The sequence below is a fragment of the Sphingomonas parapaucimobilis NBRC 15100 genome (genome assembly GCF_000787715.1).
Classification (GTDB): Bacteria; Pseudomonadota; Alphaproteobacteria; order Sphingomonadales; family Sphingomonadaceae; genus Sphingomonas; species Sphingomonas parapaucimobilis.
Genome location: NZ_BBPI01000087.1, coordinates 21,163 through 45,200, shown reverse-complemented (window position 1 = coordinate 45,200; position 24,038 = coordinate 21,163). Strand labels below are relative to the sequence as shown.

Genomic DNA, 24,038 nt, shown 5'->3' with positions numbered 1-24,038 from the left:
TAAAGAAGGGCTGACATCGCGCGCCCGACGTCCCAGCATCCTTGGCAACAAAGGACGAGCCGTGACCAACCTGCTGCTGATCGACGACGATGCCGAGCTGAGCGCCATGCTGCGAGAATATCTGGCCGAAGAGGGCTTTGCCCTCACGGTTGCCGGCAATGGCGAGGACGGCGTGCGACAGGCGCTGACCGGCCGGTTCGAGGCCGTCATCCTCGATATCATGCTGCCGCGCATGAACGGAATCGAGGTGCTGGGCCGCATCCGCCAGAGCAGCAAGGTGCCGTTGCTGATGCTCACGGCGCGGGGCGACGATGTCGATCGGGTGATCGGCCTCGAACTCGGCGCCGACGACTATATCGGCAAGCCCTATAATCCGCGCGAACTGCTGGCGCGGCTGCGTGCGGTGCTCCGGCGGACCGGCGGCGCCGGGGCGGCCGGTCCATTGTCGATCGAGCGGTTGACGCTCCACCCTGCGCGACGCGACGCACGCTGGGACGGCGACGCGATCGAACTCACCGCGACGGAATTCAGTCTGCTGGAAGCGCTGATGAGCGCGGGCGATATCGTCTCGACCAAGGACGATCTGTCCCTGGCAGCGCTGCGGCGCCAGCGGCAGCGTTATGACCGCAGCATCGACGTTCATGTCAGCAATTTGCGCCAGAAGCTGCGCCAGGCGAGCGCGGACGCGGTGGAGATCGAGACGATCCGCGGCGTCGGCTATCGCCTCAGGGTAACGCCGTGAAGCGACGCCTGTTCTGGAAGATATGGCTGGGCTTCTGGATAGCCTATCTGGTGCTGGCGACGGGCCTGTGGTTCTATTGGTCGCTCCAGCCTGCCCCCTCCCGCCCGGACTGGGACCCACCCTATGCGACCGGCACGATGTTGGTCGAGACGGCGGCGACGGCACTGGAGCGTGGCGGCCCGACTGGCCTGGCGCAGCAGATCGCCAACTGGCCCGCAGAGCAGCGCAGCCGCCTGACGCTTGCGGCTCTGGCACGAGATCCCTGCGCGCGGCCGGCGGCCTCCCGGGCGATCGCACGCACGGCGGTCGGCTACTGCCTGCGCTATGCCACGCCGTCGCTGTCCCATGCCGGGGAGGACTGGGTGTCCACCGTCATCCCGCCCGACGAGCTGATTGCCATCGCGCTGGCCGGTCTTGCGTTCAGCGCCATGCTGGCCGCCTATCTCGCCTCGCCGATCCATCGCCTGCAACTGGGCTTCGGCCGACTGGCGCAGGGTGATCTGAGCGTGCGGCTCGGCCCGACCATGGGGCGGCGCAAGGATGAGGTCGCCGATCTCGCCCGCGATTTCGACGCCATGGCCGAACGGCTCCAGGAACTGGTCGCGGCCCGCGACCGACTGCTCCACGACGTTTCGCACGAGCTGCGGTCGCCGCTGGCGCGGATGCGGCTGGCGGCCGATCTGCTGCGCCGCGACCCCGCCCGGCTCGAGGCCTCGCTCGACCTGATCGATCGCGAGGCGGGCAATCTCGACGCGCTGGTCGGCGAGTTGCTGACGCTCGCCCGGCTCGAGAGCGATGCCGGTTCGAGCGATGATTATTTCGATCTGCTCGAGGTGCTGCAACTCGTCGCCGTCAATGCGCGCTTCGAAGCCGAGGCGCAGGGCGTAAGCCTGCGCGTCGACCTGCCGATCGACGGCGCCGATGACGACTGGGTGGTCGTCGGCAGCGGCCAGCTGGTCCACCGCGCGTTCGAGAACATCCTTCGTAACGCCCTGCGCTTTTCACCCCAGGGGGCGGTCGTCCGGCTGGCGCTGGCGCGTGACGGCGTGGAACGCTGTATGATCACCATCGAGGACGAGGGGCCTGGCATTGCCGAGGGCGAGGCGACGCGGCTTCTCGATCCCTTTGTGCAGGGCACAAACCGAAGCGGCGCCGGCTTTGGGCTCGGCCTTGGCATCGCGCGCCGCGCCATCGCCGCCAGCGGCGGGTCGGTGGCGTTGGCGAACCGGCCGACGGGCGGGCTCTGCGTCACCGTCATGCTGCCGCTGGCGCATGGCAGCTGGAGCCAGATGAGCGCGAACCCCCCGCCCCCCGGCGGCATCCCCGATGCGCATGGGCAAGCCCCATCGTATCATTTGAAAGCGTGAAAGCATGGCGCAAGGCGATCCCAGGACCGAGAAGGAAGACGAGGAAGACCAAGGTGCGCAGGTTTCGCTGCGGCGCGTGCTGGGCCTCTTCGGACACTATCGCGGCCGTGTCGCGCTGGTGGCGCTGCTGATCGTCCTGGGCGCGGCGGTGGGGCTCACCACGCCATTCCTCTTGCGCGCGATTATCGACCAGGCGCTGCCCAAGCGCGACATGGGCCTGCTGGCGCTGCTGGTCGGGGCGTTGATCGGTGCCGGTGCGGCGGCGTCCGCGATCAACGCCGCCCATGCCATCCTGTCCGCGCGGATCGGCCAGTCGATCCTGCACGACCTGCGGGTCCGCGTGTACGGCCATCTCCAGTCGCTTTCGCTCGGCTTCTTTACCAAGACGCGAACCGGCGAGATCCAGTCGCGCATCGCCAACGACATTGGCGGGCTGCAATCGCTGGTCACCAACACCGCGCACGAGCTGGCCCGCAATGTCAGCCTCGTCCTGATGACGGCGATCGCGATGCTGCTGCTCGACTGGCGGCTCGCGCTGTTCTCGATGATCATCATCCCGGCGGTCGTGTATCTGAGCGACCACGTCGGAGAAAAGCGCGAGGCCTATACCGATCGCCAGCAGCAGCGCATGGCCGACCTGTCGTCCACCGTGCAGGAAACGCTGTCGATTTCCGGCATCATCCTGGCCCGGACCATGGGGCGCAGTGCCCATCTCGTCCGCCATTTCAGCCGCACCTCGGCCGATGTCGGCGCGCTGGAGGTACGCTCCAGCACCGCGGGCGAATGGCAGTGGCAGCTGATCCATCTGCTGCTCGATGCCCTGCCGGCGCTGACGCTGTTCCTCGGCGGCTGGCTGATCAGCCGGGACGTGTCGATCTCCATCGGTACGCTGGTGGCGATGATCGCGTTGCAGGAGCAACTGCTCTGGCCGCTGCAGGAGCTGCTGCGCACCGGGCTGGAAATACGGACCACCCGTGCCCTGTTCGCCCGCGTCTTCGACTATCTCGACCGCCCGGTGGAGATCGTGGAGCGCCCCGATGCCGTCACCATTGCGCTCGCCGACATGCGCGGCGCCGTCAGCATCGACAAGGTGAGCTTCGCCTATGACAAGGGCGGCGAACCGACGTTGCGCAACGTCTCCATCGACATTCCCGCGGGTGCGCATGTTGCCATCGTGGGGGCGACCGGCTCGGGCAAGACGACCCTCGGCTATCTGCTGGCCCGGCTGTACGATGTCGACGACGGCGCGATCCGCTTTGACGGCGTCGACATCCGTGACCTGACGTTCGCGTCGCTCACCGACATGCTCGGCGTGGTCACGCAGGAACCCTATCTGCTCAATGCCAGCATCGCCGACAATCTCCGCTTCGCACGGCCGGAGGCGACCGATGCCGAACTGGCGGCCGCTGCACGCGCGGCACAGATCGCCGACTATATCGAGGCGCTGCCGAAAGGGTATGAGACCATCGTCGGGGAGCGCGGCTATCGCTTCTCGGGCGGCGAGAAGCAGCGCCTGGCGCTTGCCCGCACCATCCTGCGCGATCCCCCGATCCTGCTGCTCGACGAGGCGACCAGCGCCCTCGATACCCGCACCGAGCAGGCGATGAGCGCGGCCCTGGCGGATCTTTCCGGGAATCGGACGACGATCACCATTGCCCATCGGCTCTCGACCGTGCGTTCGGCGGACCTGATCGTCGTGATGCAGCGCGGCGTCGTGGTGGAATCCGGCACCCATGACGCGCTGATCGCGAAGGACGGCGCCTACGCCGCCTTGCTCCATCCTGATCGGGCATGAGGCTGCCCGTCGAATGACCGGCGATCAGCGCTGCGCGCGCAGCGGGCGGAAGGGCCAGGGTGGCAATCCGCCTCTGGCCGACGTCATTTCGTGTCGACCGAATAGCCTCCGCCGAGCGCCTGGAAGAGCGCGACGGTATCGGACAGTCGCAAGGTGCGCGCGGCGATCAGTTCGGCCTGGGCATCGGCGCTGGCGGCGGCTGCGTTCATGGCCTCCAATGTTCCCGATGCCCCAAGCCGTACCTGCTGCGACACGAGTTGCAGGCTATGCTGGGCCGCTTCGTTGGCGATGGTCGCGGTGCGCACGGCCTCGCCGTCCTGTCGGACCGCGAACAAGGCATCGGAGGTATCGACCAGCGCCGCCAGGACGACACCGCGATATTGCGCCTTGGCGGCGTCGAGCGCAGCCTGTGCATCGTCCTGCTGGCGGCGCAGCGCCCCGCCACGAAAGAGGGGCTGGGTAAGGCCGCCGACGATCGTCCAGAATGGATTGCCGCCAGCGAACATCCGGTCGAATTCGATCGCCCGCCCGCCGACATTGCCGCTGAGCGTGATCGACGGCAGCCGCGCGGCGATGGCGACGCCGACATCGGCACTCGCCGCATGGAGCTGGGCCTGGGCGGCCAGGATATCGGGTCGCTGTCGCACCAGTTCGGCGGGCAGGCTGAGCGGCAGATCGGCGGGGAGGCGTAGCGCATCGAGCGGGATCCGCGGCTGGGCGGCCGCACCCGGCTCCCGCCCCAGCAACGTGTCGAGCAAGGCCCGCTCATGGGCCTCTGCCTTATAGAGCGGAGGCAGCGCGCCCTCCGCGCGTGCGAGTGCGGTCCGCTGCGCCTCGATCTCGGCCAGGCCGATATCCCCCAGTGCATAGCGGCGGCGAAATATGTCGAGCAGCTGGCGGCGAAGCGACGCAGAGCGACGCGCGGCGTCGATACGGTCGCGGATGGAAGCAAGCCGGATGATGCCGAGCGCGGTGTTGGTGGCGACGGTCAATCGCGCCGCCGCCAGTCGATGCGCCTGCACCTCCGCCGCGGCACGCGCGGATTCGCCGCGTCGTCGCAGGCCGCCGAACAGGTCGAGCGGATAGGCGATCGAAAGCTGGGTCGTGCTCAAGGAGTAGAGGTATCGCTTGTCATCGGCCAGGACCCCCGACAGGGACCGCGAGGTGCGGGTCTTCTCGCCCTGGATGCCCAGGTCCGCCGATGGCAGGCGCGCGGCCTGGGCGACGGACATCTGCGCCTGTGCCTGTCGCAGCCTGGCCTCGGCGGTGGCGATGTCGGTATTGGCGCGCAGCGCTTCGTCGACCAGCGCATCGAGGGCGGGGTTGCCGAACAGGGTCCACCAGCGTTGCGGCACGGCGGCCCCCGGCACCAGCTGGGGGGCGGTTGCCGGGCTGCCCGCCGCCTCGGCCACCGGATAGCCCTTGCTCTTGGGCGGGGCGGGGGCGTGGAAGCTTGGGCCGACCGTCGCGCAGGCCGCGAGCGGCAGGATCAGCAGCGATAGGAGCGGGGCGCGGATCATATCAGGGCGACGTCCGACTGGGGGGATGCGGCCGCACGGCGTCCGTGCGGAGAGAAGATGTCGATCAGGACCGGCAGGACGAGCAGGATCAGGATGGGAGCGAGCATCATTCCCCCGACCACGACCAGCGCCAGCGGCTTCTGGACCTGACTGCCGATTCCGGTCGACATGGCGGCAGGCAGCAGGCCGATGGCGGCGACGATGCACGTCATGACCACCGGCCGCAGGCTCGTCTCGCAGGCATGGGCAAGGGCTGTGGCTCGCTCCATGCCTTCATCGACGGCCTGATGAAATGCGGTCAGCACGATGATCCCGTCCATGGCCGAGATACCGAGCAGCGCGACGAAGCCGATCGCCGCCGAGATGCTGAAGGGCGTGCCCGTCACCGCCAGGGTCAGGACTCCGCCGATCAGCGCCATCGGCATGACCGAGGCGGCCAGCAGCATGTCGATCGCCGATCCGAAATTGACGAACAGCAGCAGCAGGATCAGCGCCAGGCTGACCGGCACGACGACTTTCAGCCGGGCGACGGCGCTGTCGAGATTGCCCATCTCGCCCGCCCATTCGACATGATAGCCCGGCGGCAGCGTCACCTCGGCCGCTACCCGGCGCTGCGCCTCGGCGACGGTGCTGCCCAGGTCGCGTCCGCGTACCGCGAACTTGACGGGGATGTAGCGTTCCTGATGCTGGCGATAGATGAAGGACGCGCCGGACGTCAGGCGGATATCCGCCAGTTCGGACAGGGGGACCTGGCGCAGGCCACCGCCCGGCGCGGGCGCGCCGACCGTGATCCGGCGGATGGTCTCCAGCCCATCGCGCTGTTCGGGCTTCAGCCGGACCGTGATGGGGAAGTTACGGTCGGTGGTTTGCTCGTACAGGCGACCGACCTCCTGCCCGCCGACTGCGGCGCGGACGACATCGTTCACATCGTCGGTGTCGAGGCCATAGCGGGCGGCACGATCGCGATCGACGTCGATCCGGACGGTCGGCTGGCCGAGCAGCGGGAAGGCACCCAGATCGGCGACCCCGTCCACCTTGGCCAGCACGTCGCGTACCTGATTGCCCAACCGCTGAAGCGTCGGAAGGTCGGGACCGAACAGCTTGACCGCATTGGCCCCTTTCACCCCGGACGAGGATTCGCTGACATTGTCCTCGATATATTGCGAGAACGAGAACTCGACCCCGGGGAAGCGGTCGGTCAGCGCCTTGCTCATCCGCCGGGTCAGTTCCTCCTTGCTGATCGGCTGGGGCCAGTCGGCGGCGGGCTTCAGCGGCGCGAAATATTCGACGTTGGAAAAGCCCGACGGATCGGTGCCGTCGTCGGGGCGGCCCTGGTGCGACACCACCGTTTCCACCGCGCCGAACCCGTGGATCGTACGGCGGATGTCGTTGACGACATGCTGTCCCTCCGCGATCGAGATCGAGGAGGGCAGGCTGGCGCGGATCCACATATTGCCTTCCTCGAGGTGCGGCAGGAACTCGATGCCCAGCGACCGCACGCCCAGGCCCGCGCCGACGAACAGCAACACCGCCATGCCCAGCGTCAGCAGCCGGTTGGCGAGCGCGAAGCCGACGGCGGGGCGGTAGAGGCGGCGGAGCCACTGCACGACGCGGGTCTCGACCTCGGACAGGCGCTCGGGCAGCAGGATCGCCGCAAGGACCGGCGAGACGGTGAAGGTCGCGATCAGGCCGCCGATGATGGCATAGGCATAGGTCTTGGCCATCGGGCCGAAGATATGCCCCTCGACGCCCGACAGGGTGAAGAGCGGGATGAAGCTGGCGATGATGATGGCGGCTGCGAAGAAGATGCCGCGATTGACCTCGCCCGCCGCGGCCTGGATCGTGGCGAACCGATCGGCTTTGGTCGACACCGTCGAGCCGCCATGCGATCGTTCGGCCAGTCGTCGATAGATATTCTCGACCATGATGACCGTCGCATCGACGATCAGGCCGAAGTCGAGCGCCCCCACGGACAGCAAATTGGCGCTTTCGCCCTGTGCGATCAGGATCAGGACGGCAAAGGACAGCGCAAAGGGGATCGTCACCGCGACGATCACGGCGGAGCGGAGATTGCCGAGGAACAGCCATTGGATCACGAAGATCAGCAGCATCCCCTCGATCATGTTGTGGACCACGGTGCGCGTGGTCAATGCGATCAGGCCGGATCGATCATAGATCCGGTCGAGCGAGACGCCGAGCGGCAGCGCGCCGGAGGCGTTGATCTCCGCCACCTTCGCCTTGACCGCCGTGATCGTCGGCGTCGACTGCGCGCCCCGGTGCATCAGCACGATGCCCTGGACGATGTCGTCATCGGCGTCCTGTCCCGAAATGCCGGTGCGCGGGACATGGCCGACCCGGATGCTGGCAACGTCGCGCACCATCACCGGCACGCCGTTGCGGTCGCCGACCAGCACCGCGCCGACCTGTTCGGGCGTATGGATCAGGCCGATGCCGCGAACGATCGCCGATTGCGGGCCGAAGTCGATCGTCTGCGCCCCGACATTGGCGTTGCTCTTGCCCAGCGCGGCCAGCACCTGCTGCACCGTCATGCCGTTGGCGACCAGCCGGTTATTGTCGATCACCACCTCGTAGGTGCGGGTCTTGCCGCCCCAGCTGATGACGTCGATCACGCCGGGCACCGACTTCATCCGCCGCTCGACCACCCAGTCCTGCAGCGTCTTCAGGTCCATCACCGAATAGCCCGGCGGCCCCTTGACGCGGTAGCGGAAGACGTCGCCGATCGGCGAGGTGGGCGAGATGACGGGCTTGGCCCCATAGGGCAGGGCCGACATCTGCGACAGGCGGTTGATGATCCGCTGCTGCGCCTCGTCATAGCTGAAGTCGTAGCTGAACTGGACGCGGATGTCGGACAGGCCGAACAGCGTCGAGGCGCGGATGGCGGTGACATGCGGAATGCCCGCCAGCTGGACCTCGATCGGGATCGTGATGTTGCGTTCGATCTCCTCGGCCGACAGGCCGGGGCTCTGGGTCACGATCTCGACCATCGGCGGCACGGGATCGGGATAGGCCTCGATATTCAGCCTGCCGAACGCGACGCCGCCTGCGCCGAGCAGCGCGATCAGCAGGATGACGATGAGGGTGCGCTGGTGCAGCGCGAAGGCGACGATGCGGTTCATGCGGCTTTCGCTGACAGGAGGACGACGCGAAACGAGGGTGGGAAGGGCAGGGCGTTCAGCCCTGCGTCCCGGCTTCGTTGACGAACAGGGCGCCGCCGGTGACGATGCGCTCGCCCAGGCGCAGCCCGGCCGTGACCCGGACCTTGCCGTTCGACCGCTGGCCGGTCGCGACCCGGCGCGGAACGAGCGTGCCGTCGGGCCGGGCGACCCACACCCGCGCGTCGTCGCCTTCGCGGATCACCGCGCTGGCGGGGATCAGCATGGCGGTGGCCTGGGTGGCCTCTCCGGCCGGGGCGCGGGGCAGGATGGTGAAGCTGGCGAACATGTCGGGCTTCAGCGCGCCATCGGCGTTCGCGATCGTCGCGCGGACCGGCAGGCGGTGCGAGGCGGGGTCCAGGCCCGCCCCCACCTGCGCCACCTTCGCGGTGAAGCGGCGACCGGGCCAGGCCGGGGTCGTCACCGTCACCGCATCGCCGACGCGGACATGCGCGGCGTCCTGTTCGGCGATCTGCGCGATCAGCCAGACGGCGGACGGGTCGGTGATGACGATGACCGCCGACCCCTTGCCGTCGATATACTGGCCCGCCGCCACGTCGCGCCGCGCGATGACGCCCGCTATGGGCGCGCGGACGATGGTTTCGGCGGCACCGGCGCCCTGGCGGCTCTCCAGCGCCCGCATGGCGGAGGCCGTCATGCCATAGACCGCCAGCTTCCCGCGCGCGCCGGACACGTTCGCGGCGGCGGCCTGTACCGCGCCCTCGGCGGTGGCGACCGCGCTCAATGCCTGCTGATAATCCTTCAGCGCGCCGCCCGCCGTCCGGTAGATCTCGCCATAACGATCGGCATTCTGCCGTGCGAGTCGCCATTGCGACACGACCGCGCGGTGCTGCGCGCTCGCCGCGACCAGCGCGTCGCGGGCCTCGACATATTCGACCGACTTGACCGTCATCAGCGGCTGACCCCGGGCGACATGCTGTCCGGGTTCGACCAGCAGCCGGGTGACCATGCCCCCGAAGGGCGGGGAGACGGGCGTGCTGCGATTGCCGTCGACGGCGATCGTGCCGGTCGCCTCGATCGTGGCGGCGGGCGTCGGGGTGCTGCCGACCGTCTCGATCGTCAGCGACTGGCGCTGCTGCGGCGTCGGTCGAAAGCCCGGCGGGCGGGGGACGGCGGGAGCCGTCGCCTTGTCGGTGAGCCTGTTCGATACGGCAAAGACCCCCGTTCCGGTCGCCAGCAGACCGGCGGCGATGGCGAGGACGGTGGCCTGGGCACGCCGGGACAGCCGCCGGGTGGCCACGCTATGGGTATCGGGCATGAAGCGAACGTCCGATCTGACAGGAACGGGGCGGCCGACAGGGCACGGTACGCCCCGGGACAGGCCGTGGGGCGCCGTGATCGGCGGGGGAGGGCGTCGTGGGGAGGAGGGCTGGCGGACGGCAGGGAGTGCCCGCCCGCCAGCCACACCGTCAGAAGCGCTGGCGCAGTCCGACGGTGATCGCGGTAGCCGTGAGTTTCGGCTTGTAGCTGGTGGCGGCGGTCCCGCCATTGGCGAGCGGCATCCGCCCTGCGAACTGGAGTCCGGTGGTCTGCGCGTAGCGACCCGCGAGTTCGACCGTCGTGCTGTCGCTCAGTGCATAGCCGACACCCGCATCGGCATGCCACCGAAAGCCCCAGTCCCGCCCGTTCATGGTGCTGCCCTGGCCGCCGGTCCGCGTCGTGCGCGACAGGCGTTCGGTCACGCGGACGATATCGATGCCACCACCGACAAAGGGGCGGAGCGGGCCTTCCACCGGCACGTCGACATAGCCCGCCAGACCCAGGCTGAGTGTCTTGGACCGACCATCGGATACCAGCGACGCGGTATCGAGGCGCTTGGCATTGGCGCGAGCCGACGTGTAGCCGACCGTCGCTTCCAGCCGGTAGCCGCCCAGATCATAGCCCAGGCCACCCTCAAGCGACTTGCCGCGCCGGAAGTCGACATTCGCCAGGAAGGTCGAGGGTGGCGCCGTGTCCGGCCCCTTCATCTTCAGATCGGAATCGATCAGCGAACCGATGCGGCCGACGATATATGGTCCGCCGATAGTCACTTGTGCCGATGCCGGCGCGGCCATCGCAGTCATGGCGGTGGCAATGGCAAGGCTCAGGAAGGTGAAGGTCTTGGGCATGTCGGTGAAATCCCGGTGTCGTGATATCTTGTTCGATGGCATCATCCATCGATGCTGTGACGAAATGGTCCAGGCCGCACCTCAATTGCCTGAATAACTTTTTTTGAGATTGATTACCGGCAGCGATCGCGGCGGTGGATGGCGTCGCCCGCGACCCCGCCCGCCAGCGCGCCGAGTGCCGTTCCCATCAACTTGTCGCGGCGTCCCGAGACCAGATGACCCGCCAAGCCACCACCGACCGCACCCAATAGCGCCCCGGCACCGCCCTGCGCACGGCAGGGATTGCCGGCAGGGCGGTCATCGTCCCGGCCATCGGCATAGCCGCGATGATAGCCGTCGCCATGCCCCCGCTCGTAACCGTCGTCATGACCATCCCGATACCCGTCGCCGCCGCCATCGTCATAGCCGTCGCGATAGTCGTGGTATCCGCTGCGATCATATCCGTCCCGGTGCCAGCTCTGCCCGTGTGCGGTGTTCGGGATCAGCGTTGCCGATAGGAGTAGAGAGGCCAGGCATAAGGCAACAAGTCGCATCGTTCGTCCTTCCATCCGGCCGTCTCAAACTGGGCGGTGATGTGCGAGAGACGAAGTCGATGCGGGGACTCCGCAATCGGTTTATCCGAAAAGATGGTGCTTTGACGGTTGCGGTCACTCGTGCTGGTCTCGGCCATGGTGGCAGCCATGGGCGTTCGCTGAGGGATCGATCTGGCCATAGGGCGTTTCCCCCACCATGGTTTCGGCATCGCCCAGCCCCTTCAGCCGCCGCGCCCGCGCCTCCCGCCGATCGAGATAGCGATCCCGCCGTGCGACATAGGGATCGGGCTGTTCGCGCATGGTGCGCAATTCCTCATCCATTTCGGCGCGGCGATCGAGTGTGCGGAAAATATTGCTGGTGATGATATAGGCCCGGTTGCGGAACGGCCCGCCGATGATCAGCGGCGATGCGACTCCGTCCACCGTGCCGCCGACCAGATCGCGCAGCGTCGTCGGCCCGATCAGCGGCACGAACAGGAACGGCCCCGGCTTCACGCCATAAAAGCCCAGCGTGTCCGAAAAGCCGTTCGGGCGGCGGGGAAGGTTGAACGGGCATCGGCGCGCGACGTCGATCACACCCGCCAGGCCGAGCGTCGAATTGATCGCAAAGCGGCCCGCCGTTTCCGCCGCCTTGCCGATTTTCAGTTGCAGCAGGAAATTGGCGAAGGCCACAGGTTCGCGCAGATTGGCGAAGACGTTGCGCAAACCGGTTCGGATCGGCTTTGGTGTCGTCCGTTGGTAAGCATGGGCGACCGGCGCCATGACCGCGTCGTCCACCGTCTCGGTCAGCGCGAAGGACGCCCTATTCACTTCGTGTATAGGATCGTCCGCCCGGTGGCGGCTCGCCGTGACCACGATCTCGTCGCCCGTGTCGGGGCCTGCGTTGGGATCGCCTTGTTTCCTGGGGGGCGGGGCCTGGTCGAAGTCCGCCGGGTCGAACGCATGGACTTCCGCAACGGTGATCGAGACCGTGTCGAAATCCCCGGCCGGAGGAACCGTCCCTTGCAGGGGCGAGGACGTCGTCGCCAGCAATGCCATCAACGGTGCAGCAATCAACCCAGTCCCCCTTCGGCCGATGCCGCAACGGCACGCACCCTCGAATTCCATCTGTCTGACCCAGAGACGACGCGGTCGGGCGATCACCTCAACGACAGCCGTTCGAAAAGTTGAAGCCGGCTTGAGGTGGAGGCGCGCCGTCTCCGTCTATCGCGCATGTCAGGATATGAACCCTGCGACGAGACGGTCGCCTTTGATCCGGATTGGTGGGATGAACCGGTTGCCGGTGCCGGTGCCAGTGCCGCCGCCGCGCGATGGACGATCCTGCTGGCCTTCTACAACGAAGCGGATACGATCGTCGCGACGCTGCAACAGCTTCGCCGCCAGACCCGGCCGTTCAAGCTGGTCCTGATCGACAATGGCTCGACCGATTGCTCGGTCGCCCTTTGCCATGGCGCCCTGGCCGGTCGCGGCGTCGATTATGTCATTCTACGCCAAGGCGAGATCGCCGGGCAGACCGCCGCCTTCACCGCCGGGCTGGCGCAGGTGGAGACGGAGTTCGTCGCGACCTGCGATGCCGATACCTTTTATCCGATCGGCTATCTGGCGCAGGCCGAGCGTCTGCTCGATGACCGCTGCGGGCGGACGGTGGTGGCATCGGCCTGTTTCGTGCCTTCGGACAATCTTGGCGCCCGGGCAGCCGCAATGACGCTGCACCAATGTATCGCGACCCGCCTGTTGCCGCGCCAGGCCCATGTCGGCGCTGCGGGGCATTGCTTTCGCACCGACGCGCTGCGGGCGGCGGGCGGCTATGACATGTCTCGCTGGCCCTATGTCCTGGGAGATCATGAGGTCCTGCACCGCGTCATGAAGCTGGGACGCCAGCGCATGACGCCATCCCATTGGTGTAGTCCGTCCAGACGGCGGCGGGTGCCGATACGATGGACGCTCACGGAGCGGCTGGCCTATCATCTGACGCCCTTCGCGCTGAAGGATCGCTATTTCCGCTGGCTGGGCCGCCGGTTCGCGCAGCGCGGGCTGTTCGCCGCACGCCTGCGCATACGGGACTGGCAGGGGACTCAATAATCCACGCCATCGCGCGTCCGGCACGGATATCGAATGGTTTTGAGGGGGGTCTGTGGAGACTATGTGCAGATGACGTGGCGCTCCATTGGCCGCGCATGTCGGGGGTGATAGCCGCTTGTCCCGATCCTCAAACAACCCGTGCAAAAGCCACCGATGAACGACATCGTGCCGCCCCCGTCGCCGTCCACAGCACTGCTCGACGCTTTTCTGGCGCGCAGGGCGGCGCTGCTCCGTTACTTCGCGGCTCGAGTAGGGCAGGCGGAAGGACAGGACATCGTCCAGGAAATCTATCTGCGCGTCGTTTCGGTACGTTGCTATACCGAAGTGCAGCATCCGGGCGGGTATCTCTATCGGCTGGGCAATAACATCCTGCTCGACCGTCTGCGCCAGGACCGCGCCCGCGCACGGCGGGACAGAGACTGGCGCGAGGCCAATCATAACGTCTCGGTGGGTGGAGAGGACGTCAGCGACGCGGTTCCCCAGGACGAGGCACTGATCGCCCGCGATCAACTGCGTCAGATGCGTATCGCACTCGCCGCCCTGCCCGAGGCGGTGCAGACGAGTTTCCGGTTGCACAAGATCGAGGGGCTGACCCATGCGCAGGTGGCCGAGCGGATGGGCGTGTCGCGAAGCCTGATCGAAAAGCATATGATGTCGGCCCTCCGGCATCTCTCGCAAAGCCTTGATCGATAATCCCGTGCCCGGACACCAGAAGATATTGCGGAGCCCATGGAACGACTTCGTCCATGATGGCGGGGGACCAGCGAAGGACGGGGCGGTAGCGTGATGGCACCAATGACGACCGATGATGCGGAAGAGGCGGCCATCCAGTGGTTCGTTCGCTTGCAGGATTGCGAGGACGAACAACTGTGGGAGGCGCATCTCGCATGGCTTCAGGCCGATCCGGCGCATGTCGCCGCCTATGCCAGGGTCGAAGGCCTGTGGATTGCGGCGGATGATATGCACGATGCGGCACCGCTTGCCGCACAGGGCGAGGGGGCGGCCGTCCACTCCCTCGCCGATGCACGGGCGAAGCGTGACCGGTCGCGGCGATGGGCGCTCCCGGCGCTGGGCATGGCCGCCGCCGCGGCGGCGGCGGTGCTGGCTGGCCCGCAGATCACGCGGATGATCGCCCCCCAGGGCGAAACCTATCGCACCGGCGGTGACGCGACGAAAATCGTGACGCTGGCGGACGGGTCGCGCCTGACCCTGAACCGCAACAGCGCGGTGACGGTCCGGCTGGAGGACGACCGGCGCACCGCGACGCTGGCGACTGGCGAGGTTCTGTTCGACGTGCGCCATGAAGCGGCGCGCCCCTTCACGGTCACGGCGGCGGGGCGTGACGTCCGGGTCCTGGGGACCGAATTCGACGTGCTCGATGAAGGGGGCCGTTTCGCGGTCGCCGTCCGTCGAGGGCTGGTATCCGTATCGCCGGCGGTCGATGGCGGCGTCGTCACGAAGTTGCCGGCAGGAACGGCGCTCAGCCGGGAGCCCGGCGAGCGGACGGATACGGTCGAGCGGGTCGATCCCGATCAGGCGCTGGCGTGGGAACGCGGGCAGCTGGTGTTCACCGACAAGCCGATCGAGGCGGTTGCGAACACCCTGTCCCGCTATATGGGCGCGCCCGTCGCGGTGGACCCGGTGCTGCGCGGCATGAAGGTCACCGCGGTCTTCCAGATCGCCGACCGGTCGCAGCTCCGCCGCCAGATCGAGGCGGCACTGCCCATCCGCGTCAAGGCGATCCATGGTCGTTTGTCGTTCGTCCCGGCGCGCTAGAGCATGACGACATGGGATCGAACCGAGCCTGGCCCTTCCCCTTCAGGGGAGGGGTTGGGGTGGGGCATCGCCACAGGCCCGGCGTTTGCACAAACGCTCCACCCCCTGCCCCTCCCCTGAAGGGCAGGGGTGGATCACGCTGATGGCATCATGCTTTGGAGCAGGGGACGGGCACCCCATGCCGGACGAGCTTCGACGACGGTGAGGGTTTTGCATGCCGTCGGAGTTATGATCCCGATGATCCTGTCTGCGACAGCCGCCGTCGGGCAAGGTCCGGCGAGCGGCGACCTGCGCTGGTTCGATATCGGGGTCGTGCCCTTGTCGCGCGCCCTGGTGACGGTCGGACTGCAAGGCGGCGTCAGCGTGGCGGGCACCGACCCGATCCTGGCGCAGCGCCATTTGCGCGCGGCCATCCGGGGGCGGATGACCGTCGAACAGGCGCTTTCCCGCCTGCTGGCAGGCACTGGCCTGGTCGCGGTGCGGTCCGCGCCCTGTGTCTATCGGATCGAGCGCGCGCGTCGCATCGCCGATCCGGCCCCGCCGCCGCCGCGCCGCGATCCGCCGCCGCCGCCGCCGCCGCCTCCGGTCGTCGGCGCGGAGGTCGTGGTGATGGCCAGCAAGCGGGGCGTCCCGATCGAGGATTATCCCGGCTCCGCCCATATGCTGACCGCCGACGATCTGACGATCGGCCGCGGGGCCAATGCCGACACCCGCGCGCTGGCGAACCTGTTGCCGGTGCTGACGACGACCAGCCTGGGGCCGGGGCGCGAGAAGCTGTTCGTGCGGGGGATCGCGGACAGCAGTTTGGTGGGCGGCAGCCAGGCGACGGTCGGCCAGTATCTGGGTGAGATCCAGCTGAACTACAGCGCGCCCGATCCGAACCTCGCGCTCTACGACATCGCCTCGGTCGAGTTGCTGGAGGGGCCGCAGGGGACGCTCTACGGCACCGGCGCACTGGGCGGGGTGATACGTGTCACACCCAACCCGCCGGTACTGGATCGCTGGTCGGGCGCGGTCGGCCTGGGGGCGACGGGGATCGCGCATGGCGGGACCGGCGGCGATGCCATGGCGGTCCTCAACGCGCCGCTGGGCGATCGCGCCGCGCTGCGCATCCTCGGTTATGGATCGCGGACGCCCGGCTATGTCGACGATACGCTCCGGGGCAAAAGGGGCGTGAACCGCAGTGACGTGGGCGGTGGCCGGGCGACCTTGCGCCTCCGCCCCGGCGATGCCTGGACGATCGATATCGGCGGCGTCTATCAGCGGATCGACAACCGCGACGCCCAATATGTCGATGCCGCCGCCCCGCCCTTGACCCGTGCGGTGCCGGTGGCGGAGCCGTCGTCGAACGACTTCCGGATGGGCTCGATCACCGTCCAGCATCGCAGCGCCGGGGGACAGACGCTGACCGCGGCGCTGTCGCTGGTCCGGAACAATGTCATGGCGCGCTATGACGCGGCGGGGCTGGTGCGCGGTGCCACCGCGCTGGAGACGGCAAGCAGCTCGCAGGTCGTGACCGGGGAACTGCGCCTGGCCCGGCACCGTGACAGCGGCAACGGTTTCCTACTGGGCAGCTATGCCACGATCAGCGACGACCGGCTGATCCATTCGACCGTCGGTCGCGATGGCGGGACGGTGCTGCGCGGTATCGGCAACCGCGTGGTCGACGTGGCGCTGTTCGGCGAAGCGACCCTGGCGCTGGGGAACAGGCTGGCGGCGACCATGGGATTGCGCGCGACCTATCTCGACTTTTTCGGCACCACCATCCTGCCCGGCGGGCGCGAGCAGGGGCTTGCGGTGGAGGTGGCCAATGGCGGTGACGTGACCTTCCTGCCCAGTGCCGCCCTGCGCTGGGACTGGAAGCCCGGCCTCACCGGCCATCTGCGTTATCAGCGCGGGCTGCGCGTCGGCGGCTATGGCCTGGACACCGAGGTGTCGGTCGATCCGGATGACATATCGCCGGACGAGGGCTATGTCGTGTTCGGACCCGACACGCTGGACACCATCGAAGCGGGCCTGCGGTTCGGCGATCCCGCATCGCGTTTCCACGGCCAAACGGCGCTATCCTTCGCCAATTGGCGCAGCATCCAGGCGGACCTTTACGGGGCGACGGGGCCGCATACCGCCAATATCGGCGATGGACAGATCTGGTCGCTGGAGACGACGGTGCAGTGGCGCCCCGCACGGGCCGTCCGGCTGGCCGGGGCGATCGTCCTGACCCGCAGCATGCTGACCGCTCCTGCCCCGCCGTTCGCCCTTGCGCGGGAACAGGCGCTACCCAATACGCCGGCCGTCTCGCTGCGGGTGGCACTCGATCGGCGGTGGTCGCTGGCGAACGGCGACGACCTGTTGCTGCGCGGCTCGGTCCGCTATGCCGGACGCTCCTGGGTCGGGGTCGGGCCGCTCCATCTCGTGCAGGGCGATTATGCGCAGGCGGACATGGGGCTGGCCTGGACGCACCGGCCGGTGACGCTGACCCTCGATATCTCCAACCTATTCGACGGCGCGGGCAACCGCTTCGCCCTGGGCAATCCGCTGGCCTATATGCGGCGGACGCAGTGGACGCCCCTGCAACCGCGAACCATCAGGATCGGTGCCGCATGGTCCTTCTAGCTTTCCTCCGCCCTGCGTAGTTCGCCGGACAGGAATGCCAGCAGGCTGACCAGCGTTCCAAGGGCGCCGGTCAGGACGAACAGCCAGCGCACGCCGATCAACGCCCCGAGCGGCGCGGCGATCAGAAGGCCGATCGGTGCCGCCAGACCCATCAGCGTGGCGAGCAGACCGAGCACGCGTCCCTGCAGCTGATTGGGAACGGTCGCCTGGATCAAGGCGGTGAAGGGCGCATCGCCCAGGATGAACAGCAGGCCGCTCAACGCCCAGAAGATCGCCGCCAGCCAGAACAGGCCCGACGGCATCAGCGCGGTCAGCGCCAGCGTCGCGCAGGACAAGCTGAAGCCCCACAAGATCCATGACACCAGCCGCCGGGGGACGATGATCGCCACGATCGCACCGCCGGCGATCATGCCCGCGCCGCCCAGGCTTTCGAGCATCGCGACCTGCTGCGCCCCGCCGCCGAAATGCTGCTTCACCAGCAGCGGCAGCAGCGTGAAGGTCGGCATGATGACCAGCACCACGGCGGTCAGCAGCGCATAGATGCGTCGCAAGCGGGCATCTTGCCAGACGACCCCGATGCCTTCGCGAAATTCGGTCCAGATGCCGGTCCCGCTTCTCGATAGGCGATGTTGCGGGATCGCGAAGGCCAGGAGCGGGGCGATGCCAAGCAGCGCGGTGCCGACATCGATCCACAACGCCTTGCCGACCGGCATCGCCGCGATCGCCAGCCCCCCCAGCGGCGCGGCGGCGACCGTCACGAGGCCCATCAGCGTCTGGTTCAGTCCGGCGACGCGGGGGAGGAAATGCCGGGGCACCAGCATCGCCTCGCTGGCCGATGCGGCGGGCATCTGGAAGGCGGTGGCCGCACTGCGCACGAACATCGCCGTGTAGATGTGCCACAGCGCGATCCGGCCGCTCAGGAACAGCGCGATCACGACCACGATGCAGAAGGCTGAGAGGAGGTCGGAGACGATCATCAGCATCCGGCGGTTGTAGCGGTCGGCGAAGGTGCCCCCGAGCGGTCCCAGCAGCGCTTGCGGCAACAGCGCGACCAGGCCAGCCATCGCCAAGGCGCCCAGGTCGCCGGTCGTGTCGGTGATCCACCAAATCAGCACGAATTGCGTGATGGCCGACCCCGTCAGCGACAGCGCCTGTCCCGCAAAGATCGACCAGAAACGCCATTTCCAGCCCGGACCGGGATCCATGCCCGCCGGGTCATACGCGCCCGAAACAGGCTGGGTCATAGCATCCGGCGCAGCACGTCGGTGTCACGCCCGCGGTCCAGGAACCGATGCTTCAGCACGCCCATGACATGCAGGACGACCAGCGCCAGCAGCGTATAGGCCGATATCCGGTGCGCGAGGGCGAAGAGCGCGAAGGCGTGGTCGTCCTTGGGCAGGAGTTCGGGCAGTCCGATGCCGAAAAAGGGTACGCCGTCGCTCTGGGTGAACGAACTGGACATGGCATAGCCCATCAGCGGTACGATGATCGCCAGCGCCAGCATCATATATTGCACCATGGAGGACAGCATGGTCTCCCATGATGCCAGCCCGGCGGGATGACGGGGCAGGGCGGAGCGGCGGCGCAGGATCAGCGCGATGGTGCCGGTCAGAAAGGCCAGCACGCCGAATTCCTTATGGACGGGATACATCCATGCGAACTTGGCCGTCATGCTGTCGGGCAGCGAGGTCATCGTCCAGCCCAGCGCGATCAGGCCGGGGATCAGGGCGGCGCGGGTCCAGTGCAGCATTCGCATCGGCAGGGTGTAACGGTCGCGGCGGTTCATTCGGGCGTTCCTTCGGCGGCGGTGTCGCCACCCAGCGCCCGGTAGAGCGCGGCGGCGGCGGTCAGCTGGTCGCGCCGGACGATCAGCGCGCTTTGCCGGGCGGCATAGGTGGCGCGCTGCGCGTCCAGCAGGTCGAGGCGGCTGGTCTGACCTGCCCGATAGGCCAGCCCGGTCAGCGTGGCGCGGCGCTCGGCCTGGGTGGCGACCCCGCGCTGCTCGGCCAGCTGCGCGCCATAGGTCGCCTGGGCGGCCAATCCGTCCGCCACCTCGCGAAAGCCGGTCTGGATCGCCTTTTCATAGGTGGCGACGGCCGAGGATGTCCGCAGGCGGGCGAGGTCGAGATTGCCCCGCAGCGCGCCGCCGCGAAAGATCGGCAGGCTGATCGCGGGCGCATAGGACCAGGTGCGGTTCGCCCCCTGGAACAGGCTCTCGAGCGCGAGACTGGCGAAACCGAAGGCGGCGGTCAGCGAGACGCGCGGGAAAAAGGCCGCGCGTGCCGCGCCGATATCCGCATTGGCGGCGCGCAGCGCCTGCTCGGCCTGCGCGATATCGGGGCGCCGGGTCAACAGGTCGGAGGGGGTTCCGGCCGCCAGCGCGGTGCGGATCGGCTGATCCATCAGCGGGGTGGGGGGCGGCAGGTCGCGCGGCAGCGGCGCGCCGACTGCCAGCACCAGCGCGTTGGTCGCCTGCACCCATTCGCGCTCGCGCTGGGCCAGATCGGCCTGGGCCTGTCGCACCAGTCCCTCGCCCTGCGCCAGGTCGGCACCGCTCGCCTGTCCGGCGTCCTTTCGGAGCCGGGTGATCTCCAGCGACGCGCGCCAGTCGGCCAGCGTCGAACGGGTCAGTGCCCGTTGCTCGTCGGCCAGCCGTTCGTTCCAATAGGCATCGGCGACCGCCCCGATCACGGTCAGGCGGACGGTGCGCCGCGCTTCGACCGAGGCGAGCCAGCGGTGGAACGCGGCCTCGTTCAACGCACGCAGGCGGCCGAACAGGTCGAGTTCGAACCCGGTCAGCGCCGTCTGCACGCTGAACTGTCCGAACTCGAAGCCGGTCGGGCCGTTGCCCGGCGTCAGGCCGATGCCCGCGCCAGCCACGCTGGCGGGCTGGCGCTGACGGGTATAGCCCGCGTCGACATGGACGCCGGGCCGCGCCTGGGCGCGCTGCACGCGCAGCTGGGCGCGCGCGGCTTCGGCATCGAGCGCGGCGATGCGCAGATCGCGATTGGCGTCGAGCGACAGCGCGATCAGGCTTTGCAGCCGGGCATCGCCGAACATGTCGCGCCATGCGGGCAGCGCCTCGGAGCCGCCCGCCAGAGGGTACGCGTCGGCGACCGGCGGGGTGGGCAGGGGCAGCCTGGGCGTCATCGAACAGGCGGTGGTCGCCAACAGCAGGGCAAGGGGCAGGGATCGCATCGTCATGCCGCCTTCTCCCGGCGCGCGCGCCAGCGTTCGGCGAGGCCCACCACCACCACGAAGAAGGTCGGCACGAAGATCAGCGCCAGCACGGTGCCGGTGATCATGCCGCCGAACACGCCGGTCCCGATCGCATGCTGCGTCTCCGCGCTCGCCCCGCCCGCCAGCATCAGCGGGACGACACCCAGCGTGAAGGCCAGGCTGGTCATCACGATCGGGCGCAGGCGTACCCGCGCGGCGGCGATGGCGGCGTCGATCAGGCTGTATCCGGCCTCGCGATACTGCTTGGCGAACTCGACGATCAGGATCGCGTTCTTGGCGCTCAGGCCGATGATGGTGATCAGGCCGACCTTGAAGAAGACGTCGTTCGACAGGCCGCGCAGCATCACCGCCGATACCGCGCCGATCAGTCCCAGGGGCACGACCAGCATCACCGCCATCGGGATCGACCAGCTCTCATAGAGCGCCGCCAGCACCAGGAAGACGACCAGCATCGACAGGGCGAGCAACATCGGCGCCTGCGCCCCGGCCTCACGCTCCTGCCGCGACTGGCCGGTCCATTCGATCCCGAAGCCGTGGGGCAATTCGGCCGCCAGCCGCTCCATCTCGCGCATGGCATCGCCGCTGGAAACCCCGGGCGCGGCGGTGCCGGTGATGCTGACGGACGGGTAGCCATTATAGGTGGAGAGCTGGAGCGGGCCGTTGCTCCATACCGGCGTGACCAGCTCGGCCAGCGCCACCGTGCCCCCGGCCGCGTTCTTGACGCGCAATCCCATCACATCGTCCAGGTTCATGCGGTGCGCAGGCTCGGCCTGTACGATCACCTGCTGCAACCGCCCCTTGTTGGGGAAGTCGTTGACATAGCTGCTGCCCAGCGCCGTGCCGATCATGTCGCTGATCGCGCTGAACGGGACGCCGAGCGCTTGGGCCTTCGCGCGGTCGATGTCGAGCCGCACGCTGGTCCCGGACGGCAGCCCCTCGGCGTAAACGCCGGTCAGCTTGGGGCTGCGCTGCGCATAGGCGACCAGCATGTCGCGTGCGGTGAACAGCGCATGGCGGCCCTTGCCCGCCCGGTCCTCCAAGCGCAGCGCGAAGCCCGAGGAGGTGCCGAGTTCGTCGATCGCGGGCGGCATGACGATCATGACCAGTCCTTCATGGACGTCCCTGGCCATCGCGGCGTCGGCGGCGGCGACCTCCTTGCCGACATTCGTGCCGCCCCGGTCCTTCCAGTCCTTCAGTATCGTATAGACCATGGCGGCGTTGGGACCGGAGCCGGAGAAGCCGAAGCCCAGGATCGCCTCGGTCGTCTCGACGCCGGGGCGCGTCGCCATGTGCTTTTCCAGCGCCTTGACCGCTGCCAGCGTGCGGCTGGCGGTGGCATCGGCGGGCAGCTGGAAACTGGTCATGAAATAGCCCTGATCCTCCTCCGGCATGAACGAGGACGGCAGGTTGACGAAGGCGATGGCCAGCATCCCGACGATCGCGACGAAGACCAGCATCATCCGCCCGCTGGCCTTCAGCAGACGCGCGACCCAGCTCTGATAGCCGCGGGTGGCGCGGTCGAACTGACGATCGAACCAGGCGAAGAAGCGGTTCTTGGCGCGCTCCTCGTCCAGCGGCTTGAGCAGCGTCGCGCACAGCGCCGGGGTAAGGGTGAGCGCGAGGAAGGCGGAGAACAGGATCGACACCGCCATCGCCATCGAGAACTGGCGATAGATGGTGCCGACCGACCCGGCGGCCAGCGCCATGGGGATGAACTCCGCCGACAGGACCAGCGTGATGCCGATGATGGCGGGCGTGATTTCGCCCATCGCCTTGCGCGTGGCATCGGCGGGCGAGAGTTTCTCCTCGTGCATCAGCCGTTCGACATTCTCGACGACGACGATGGCGTCATCGACGATGATGCCGATCGCCAGCACCATGCCGAACATGGTCAGCACGTTGATCGAATAGCCCGTCGCCAGCATGACCGCGATCGTGCCGAGCAGCGCGATGGGCGCGACGATGGCGGGGATCAGCGTGTAGCGGACCTTTTGCAGGAACAGGTACATGACGAGGAAGACCAGCAGCATCGCCTCGGCCAGCGTATGAAGTACCTTTTCGATCGAGATGCGGACGAACGGCGCGGTGTCGAACGGCGCGGACCAGCTCATGCCCGGCGGCAGTGAGCGGGCGAGCTCGGTCATCCGCGCGCGCACGGCTTTGGAGGCGGCGACGGCATTGGCGCCGGGTGTCAGCTGAATGCCCACCGAGGCGGCGAACTTGCCATTTTCCCGTGTATCGTTGCCGAAGCTTTGCCGCCCCAGTTCGATCCGGGCGACCTTGTTCAGCGTCACCGACGAGCCGTCCGTATTGGCCTTCAGGATGACGCCCGCGAAATCCTCCGGCGTCTTGAGCTGCCCGTCGGCGGTCAGCGGCACCAGCACGCGCTGTCCGTTGGCGGTCGGTTCGGCCCCCAGCTTGCCGGGGGCGATCTGCACATTCTGTTCGGCGATCGCCGCCGTCACATCCGTGGCGGTCAGGCCGTATCCGGCGAGCCTGGCGGGGTCGATCCAGATGCGCATGGCGCGCTCCGCCGAGAAATTCTGGACGCGCCCGACGCCTGGGATGCGCTTCAGCTCATCCACGATGTTGCGTGCCATGTAATCGGACAGCTCCACCTCGTCCTGCTGTCCATTGGACAACAGGCTGACGATCATCAGGAAGCCCGACGAGGCGGACTCGACCGTGACGCCGGTCTGGCGCACCACCTGCGGCAGGCGCGGCTCGATCGTCTTCAGCCGGTTCTGCACATCGACCTGCGCCATTTCGGGGTTGGTGCCAGGGCGGAAGGTCGCGGTGATCGTCGCCAAGCCCGAGGTATCGGCCGAGCTTTCGAAATAGAGCAGGTTCTTGACGCTCGACAGTTCGCGCTGGACCAGGGAGACGACGCTGTCGTTCAGCGTCTGTGTCGTGGCACCGGGATAGCTGGCGAAGATGCTGACCGTCGGCGGCGCGACGCTGGGGAAGCGGGCAACCGGCATTTTCGGGATGGCGATGACGCCCATCAGCACGATCGCGATCGCGATGACCCAGGCAAAGACCGGGCGATCGATGAAGAATTTCGCCAT

At 67.9% G+C, this 24,038-nt stretch carries 17 protein-coding genes; 7 read left to right on the top strand and 10 right to left on the bottom strand.

Features of this window, described 5'->3' with window-relative positions; genetic code table 11:
* The first annotated feature begins 61 nt into the window (after positions 1-61).
* The 3 genes from SP5_RS15515 to SP5_RS15505 are packed head-to-tail and all read left to right on the top strand — an operon-like array spanning position 62 to position 3,904.
* Complete coding sequence (locus tag SP5_RS15515) at positions 62-742, top strand: response regulator transcription factor (RefSeq protein ID WP_245613517.1); 681 nt, start codon at positions 62-64, stop codon at positions 740-742.
* Positions 739-2,109, top strand: coding sequence for a HAMP domain-containing sensor histidine kinase (locus SP5_RS15510; RefSeq protein ID WP_052811591.1), 1,371 nt, complete (start codon positions 739-741; stop codon positions 2,107-2,109). Before SP5_RS15515 ends, SP5_RS15510 begins: the two co-directional genes overlap by 4 nt.
* Before the next feature lie 4 nt (positions 2,110-2,113).
* Positions 2,114-3,904: an ABC transporter ATP-binding protein gene (locus tag SP5_RS15505; RefSeq protein ID WP_042490471.1), complete on the top strand. Its 1,791-nt coding sequence runs from the start codon at positions 2,114-2,116 to the stop codon at positions 3,902-3,904.
* An 83-nt stretch (positions 3,905-3,987) separates the two neighbouring features.
* Here the strand turns inward: SP5_RS15505 and SP5_RS15500 are convergent, their stop codons facing one another.
* From SP5_RS15500 to SP5_RS15475, 6 genes are all read right to left on the bottom strand, one after another.
* Complete coding sequence (locus SP5_RS15500; protein ID WP_042490469.1) at positions 3,988-5,424, bottom strand: efflux transporter outer membrane subunit; 1,437 nt, start codon at positions 5,422-5,424, stop codon at positions 3,988-3,990.
* A complete protein-coding gene (locus SP5_RS15495) occupies positions 5,421-8,561 on the bottom strand; it encodes an efflux RND transporter permease subunit (protein ID WP_042490468.1) in 3,141 nt (1,046 codons plus the stop codon). Before SP5_RS15495 ends, SP5_RS15500 begins: the two co-directional genes overlap by 4 nt.
* Positions 8,562-8,616: 55 nt before the next feature.
* Positions 8,617-9,876 (bottom strand): efflux RND transporter periplasmic adaptor subunit, encoded by a 1,260-nt coding sequence (locus SP5_RS15490; RefSeq protein ID WP_042490466.1) that lies wholly within the window; start codon positions 9,874-9,876, stop codon positions 8,617-8,619.
* Positions 9,877-10,027: 151 nt separating this feature from the next.
* Positions 10,028-10,726, bottom strand: a complete 699-nt coding sequence (locus SP5_RS15485; protein WP_042490465.1) for an outer membrane protein — start codon at positions 10,724-10,726, stop codon at positions 10,028-10,030.
* A gap of 113 nt (positions 10,727-10,839) precedes the next feature.
* Positions 10,840-11,259, bottom strand: coding sequence for a glycine zipper 2TM domain-containing protein (locus SP5_RS15480; RefSeq protein WP_052811590.1), 420 nt, complete (start codon positions 11,257-11,259; stop codon positions 10,840-10,842).
* A gap of 114 nt (positions 11,260-11,373) precedes the next feature.
* Complete coding sequence (locus tag SP5_RS15475) at positions 11,374-12,297, bottom strand: MlaA family lipoprotein (RefSeq protein WP_052811589.1); 924 nt, start codon at positions 12,295-12,297, stop codon at positions 11,374-11,376.
* A gap of 174 nt (positions 12,298-12,471) precedes the next feature.
* Here SP5_RS15475 and SP5_RS15470 point away from each other — a divergent pair, with 174 nt between their 5' ends.
* From SP5_RS15470 to SP5_RS15455, 4 genes are all read left to right on the top strand, one after another.
* Positions 12,472-13,341: a glycosyltransferase gene (locus tag SP5_RS15470; protein WP_052811588.1), complete on the top strand. Its 870-nt coding sequence runs from the start codon at positions 12,472-12,474 to the stop codon at positions 13,339-13,341.
* A gap of 153 nt (positions 13,342-13,494) precedes the next feature.
* Entirely contained in the window at positions 13,495-14,034 is a 540-nt protein-coding gene (locus SP5_RS15465; protein WP_042490463.1) for a sigma-70 family RNA polymerase sigma factor, read from the top strand.
* Positions 14,035-14,136: 102 nt separating this feature from the next.
* Positions 14,137-15,117 carry a FecR family protein gene (locus SP5_RS15460; RefSeq protein WP_052811587.1) on the top strand — a complete coding sequence of 327 codons (981 nt, stop codon included), beginning with the start codon at positions 14,137-14,139 and terminating at the stop codon, positions 15,115-15,117.
* A gap of 237 nt (positions 15,118-15,354) precedes the next feature.
* Positions 15,355-17,730, top strand: coding sequence for a TonB-dependent receptor (locus tag SP5_RS15455; protein ID WP_157013766.1), 2,376 nt, complete (start codon positions 15,355-15,357; stop codon positions 17,728-17,730).
* On the opposite strand, the gene SP5_RS15450 is transcribed toward SP5_RS15455, so the two are convergent.
* From SP5_RS15450 to SP5_RS15435, 4 genes are read right to left on the bottom strand one after another with little or no spacing between them, the layout of a single operon-like run.
* Entirely contained in the window at positions 17,727-18,974 is a 1,248-nt protein-coding gene (locus tag SP5_RS15450; protein WP_042490462.1) for an MFS transporter, read from the bottom strand. The genes SP5_RS15455 and SP5_RS15450 overlap by 4 nt on opposite strands.
* On the bottom strand, positions 18,971-19,516 hold the full coding sequence (locus SP5_RS15445) for a cytochrome b (RefSeq protein WP_042490461.1): 546 nt from the start codon (positions 19,514-19,516) through the stop codon (positions 18,971-18,973). Before SP5_RS15445 ends, SP5_RS15450 begins: the two co-directional genes overlap by 4 nt.
* Entirely contained in the window at positions 19,513-20,934 is a 1,422-nt protein-coding gene (locus tag SP5_RS15440) for an efflux transporter outer membrane subunit (protein ID WP_157013765.1), read from the bottom strand. The genes SP5_RS15445 and SP5_RS15440 overlap by 4 nt, the downstream gene beginning before the upstream one ends.
* On the bottom strand, positions 20,931-24,038 hold the full coding sequence (locus SP5_RS15435) for a multidrug efflux RND transporter permease subunit (protein ID WP_042490459.1): 3,108 nt from the start codon (positions 24,036-24,038) through the stop codon (positions 20,931-20,933). The genes SP5_RS15440 and SP5_RS15435 overlap by 4 nt, the downstream gene beginning before the upstream one ends.

Excerpts from the sequence above, each read along its gene's own strand:
- SP5_RS15505 (WP_042490471.1), top strand. The coding sequence starts at position 2,114 with ATGGCGCAAGGCGATCCCAGGACCGAGAAGGAAGACGAGGAAGACCAA.
- SP5_RS15500 (WP_042490469.1), bottom strand. The coding sequence starts at position 5,424 with ATGATCCGCGCCCCGCTCCTATCGCTGCTGATCCTGCCGCTCGCGGCC.
- SP5_RS15495 (WP_042490468.1), bottom strand. The coding sequence starts at position 8,561 with ATGAACCGCATCGTCGCCTTCGCGCTGCACCAGCGCACCCTCATCGTC.
- SP5_RS15490 (WP_042490466.1), bottom strand. The coding sequence starts at position 9,876 with ATGCCCGATACCCATAGCGTGGCCACCCGGCGGCTGTCCCGGCGTGCC.
- SP5_RS15485 (WP_042490465.1), bottom strand. The coding sequence starts at position 10,726 with ATGCCCAAGACCTTCACCTTCCTGAGCCTTGCCATTGCCACCGCCATG.
- SP5_RS15480 (WP_052811590.1), bottom strand. The coding sequence starts at position 11,259 with ATGCGACTTGTTGCCTTATGCCTGGCCTCTCTACTCCTATCGGCAACG.
- SP5_RS15475 (WP_052811589.1), bottom strand. The coding sequence starts at position 12,297 with ATGGCATTGCTGGCGACGACGTCCTCGCCCCTGCAAGGGACGGTTCCT.
- SP5_RS15470 (WP_052811588.1), top strand. The coding sequence starts at position 12,472 with ATGTCAGGATATGAACCCTGCGACGAGACGGTCGCCTTTGATCCGGAT.
- SP5_RS15465 (WP_042490463.1), top strand. The coding sequence starts at position 13,495 with ATGAACGACATCGTGCCGCCCCCGTCGCCGTCCACAGCACTGCTCGAC.
- SP5_RS15460 (WP_052811587.1), top strand. The coding sequence starts at position 14,137 with ATGACGACCGATGATGCGGAAGAGGCGGCCATCCAGTGGTTCGTTCGC.
- SP5_RS15455 (WP_157013766.1), top strand. The coding sequence starts at position 15,355 with ATGATCCTGTCTGCGACAGCCGCCGTCGGGCAAGGTCCGGCGAGCGGC.
- SP5_RS15450 (WP_042490462.1), bottom strand. The coding sequence starts at position 18,974 with ATGACCCAGCCTGTTTCGGGCGCGTATGACCCGGCGGGCATGGATCCC.
- SP5_RS15445 (WP_042490461.1), bottom strand. The coding sequence starts at position 19,516 with ATGAACCGCCGCGACCGTTACACCCTGCCGATGCGAATGCTGCACTGG.
- SP5_RS15440 (WP_157013765.1), bottom strand. The coding sequence starts at position 20,934 with ATGACGATGCGATCCCTGCCCCTTGCCCTGCTGTTGGCGACCACCGCC.
- SP5_RS15435 (WP_042490459.1), bottom strand. The coding sequence starts at position 24,038 with ATGGCGAAATTCTTCATCGATCGCCCGGTCTTTGCCTGGGTCATCGCG.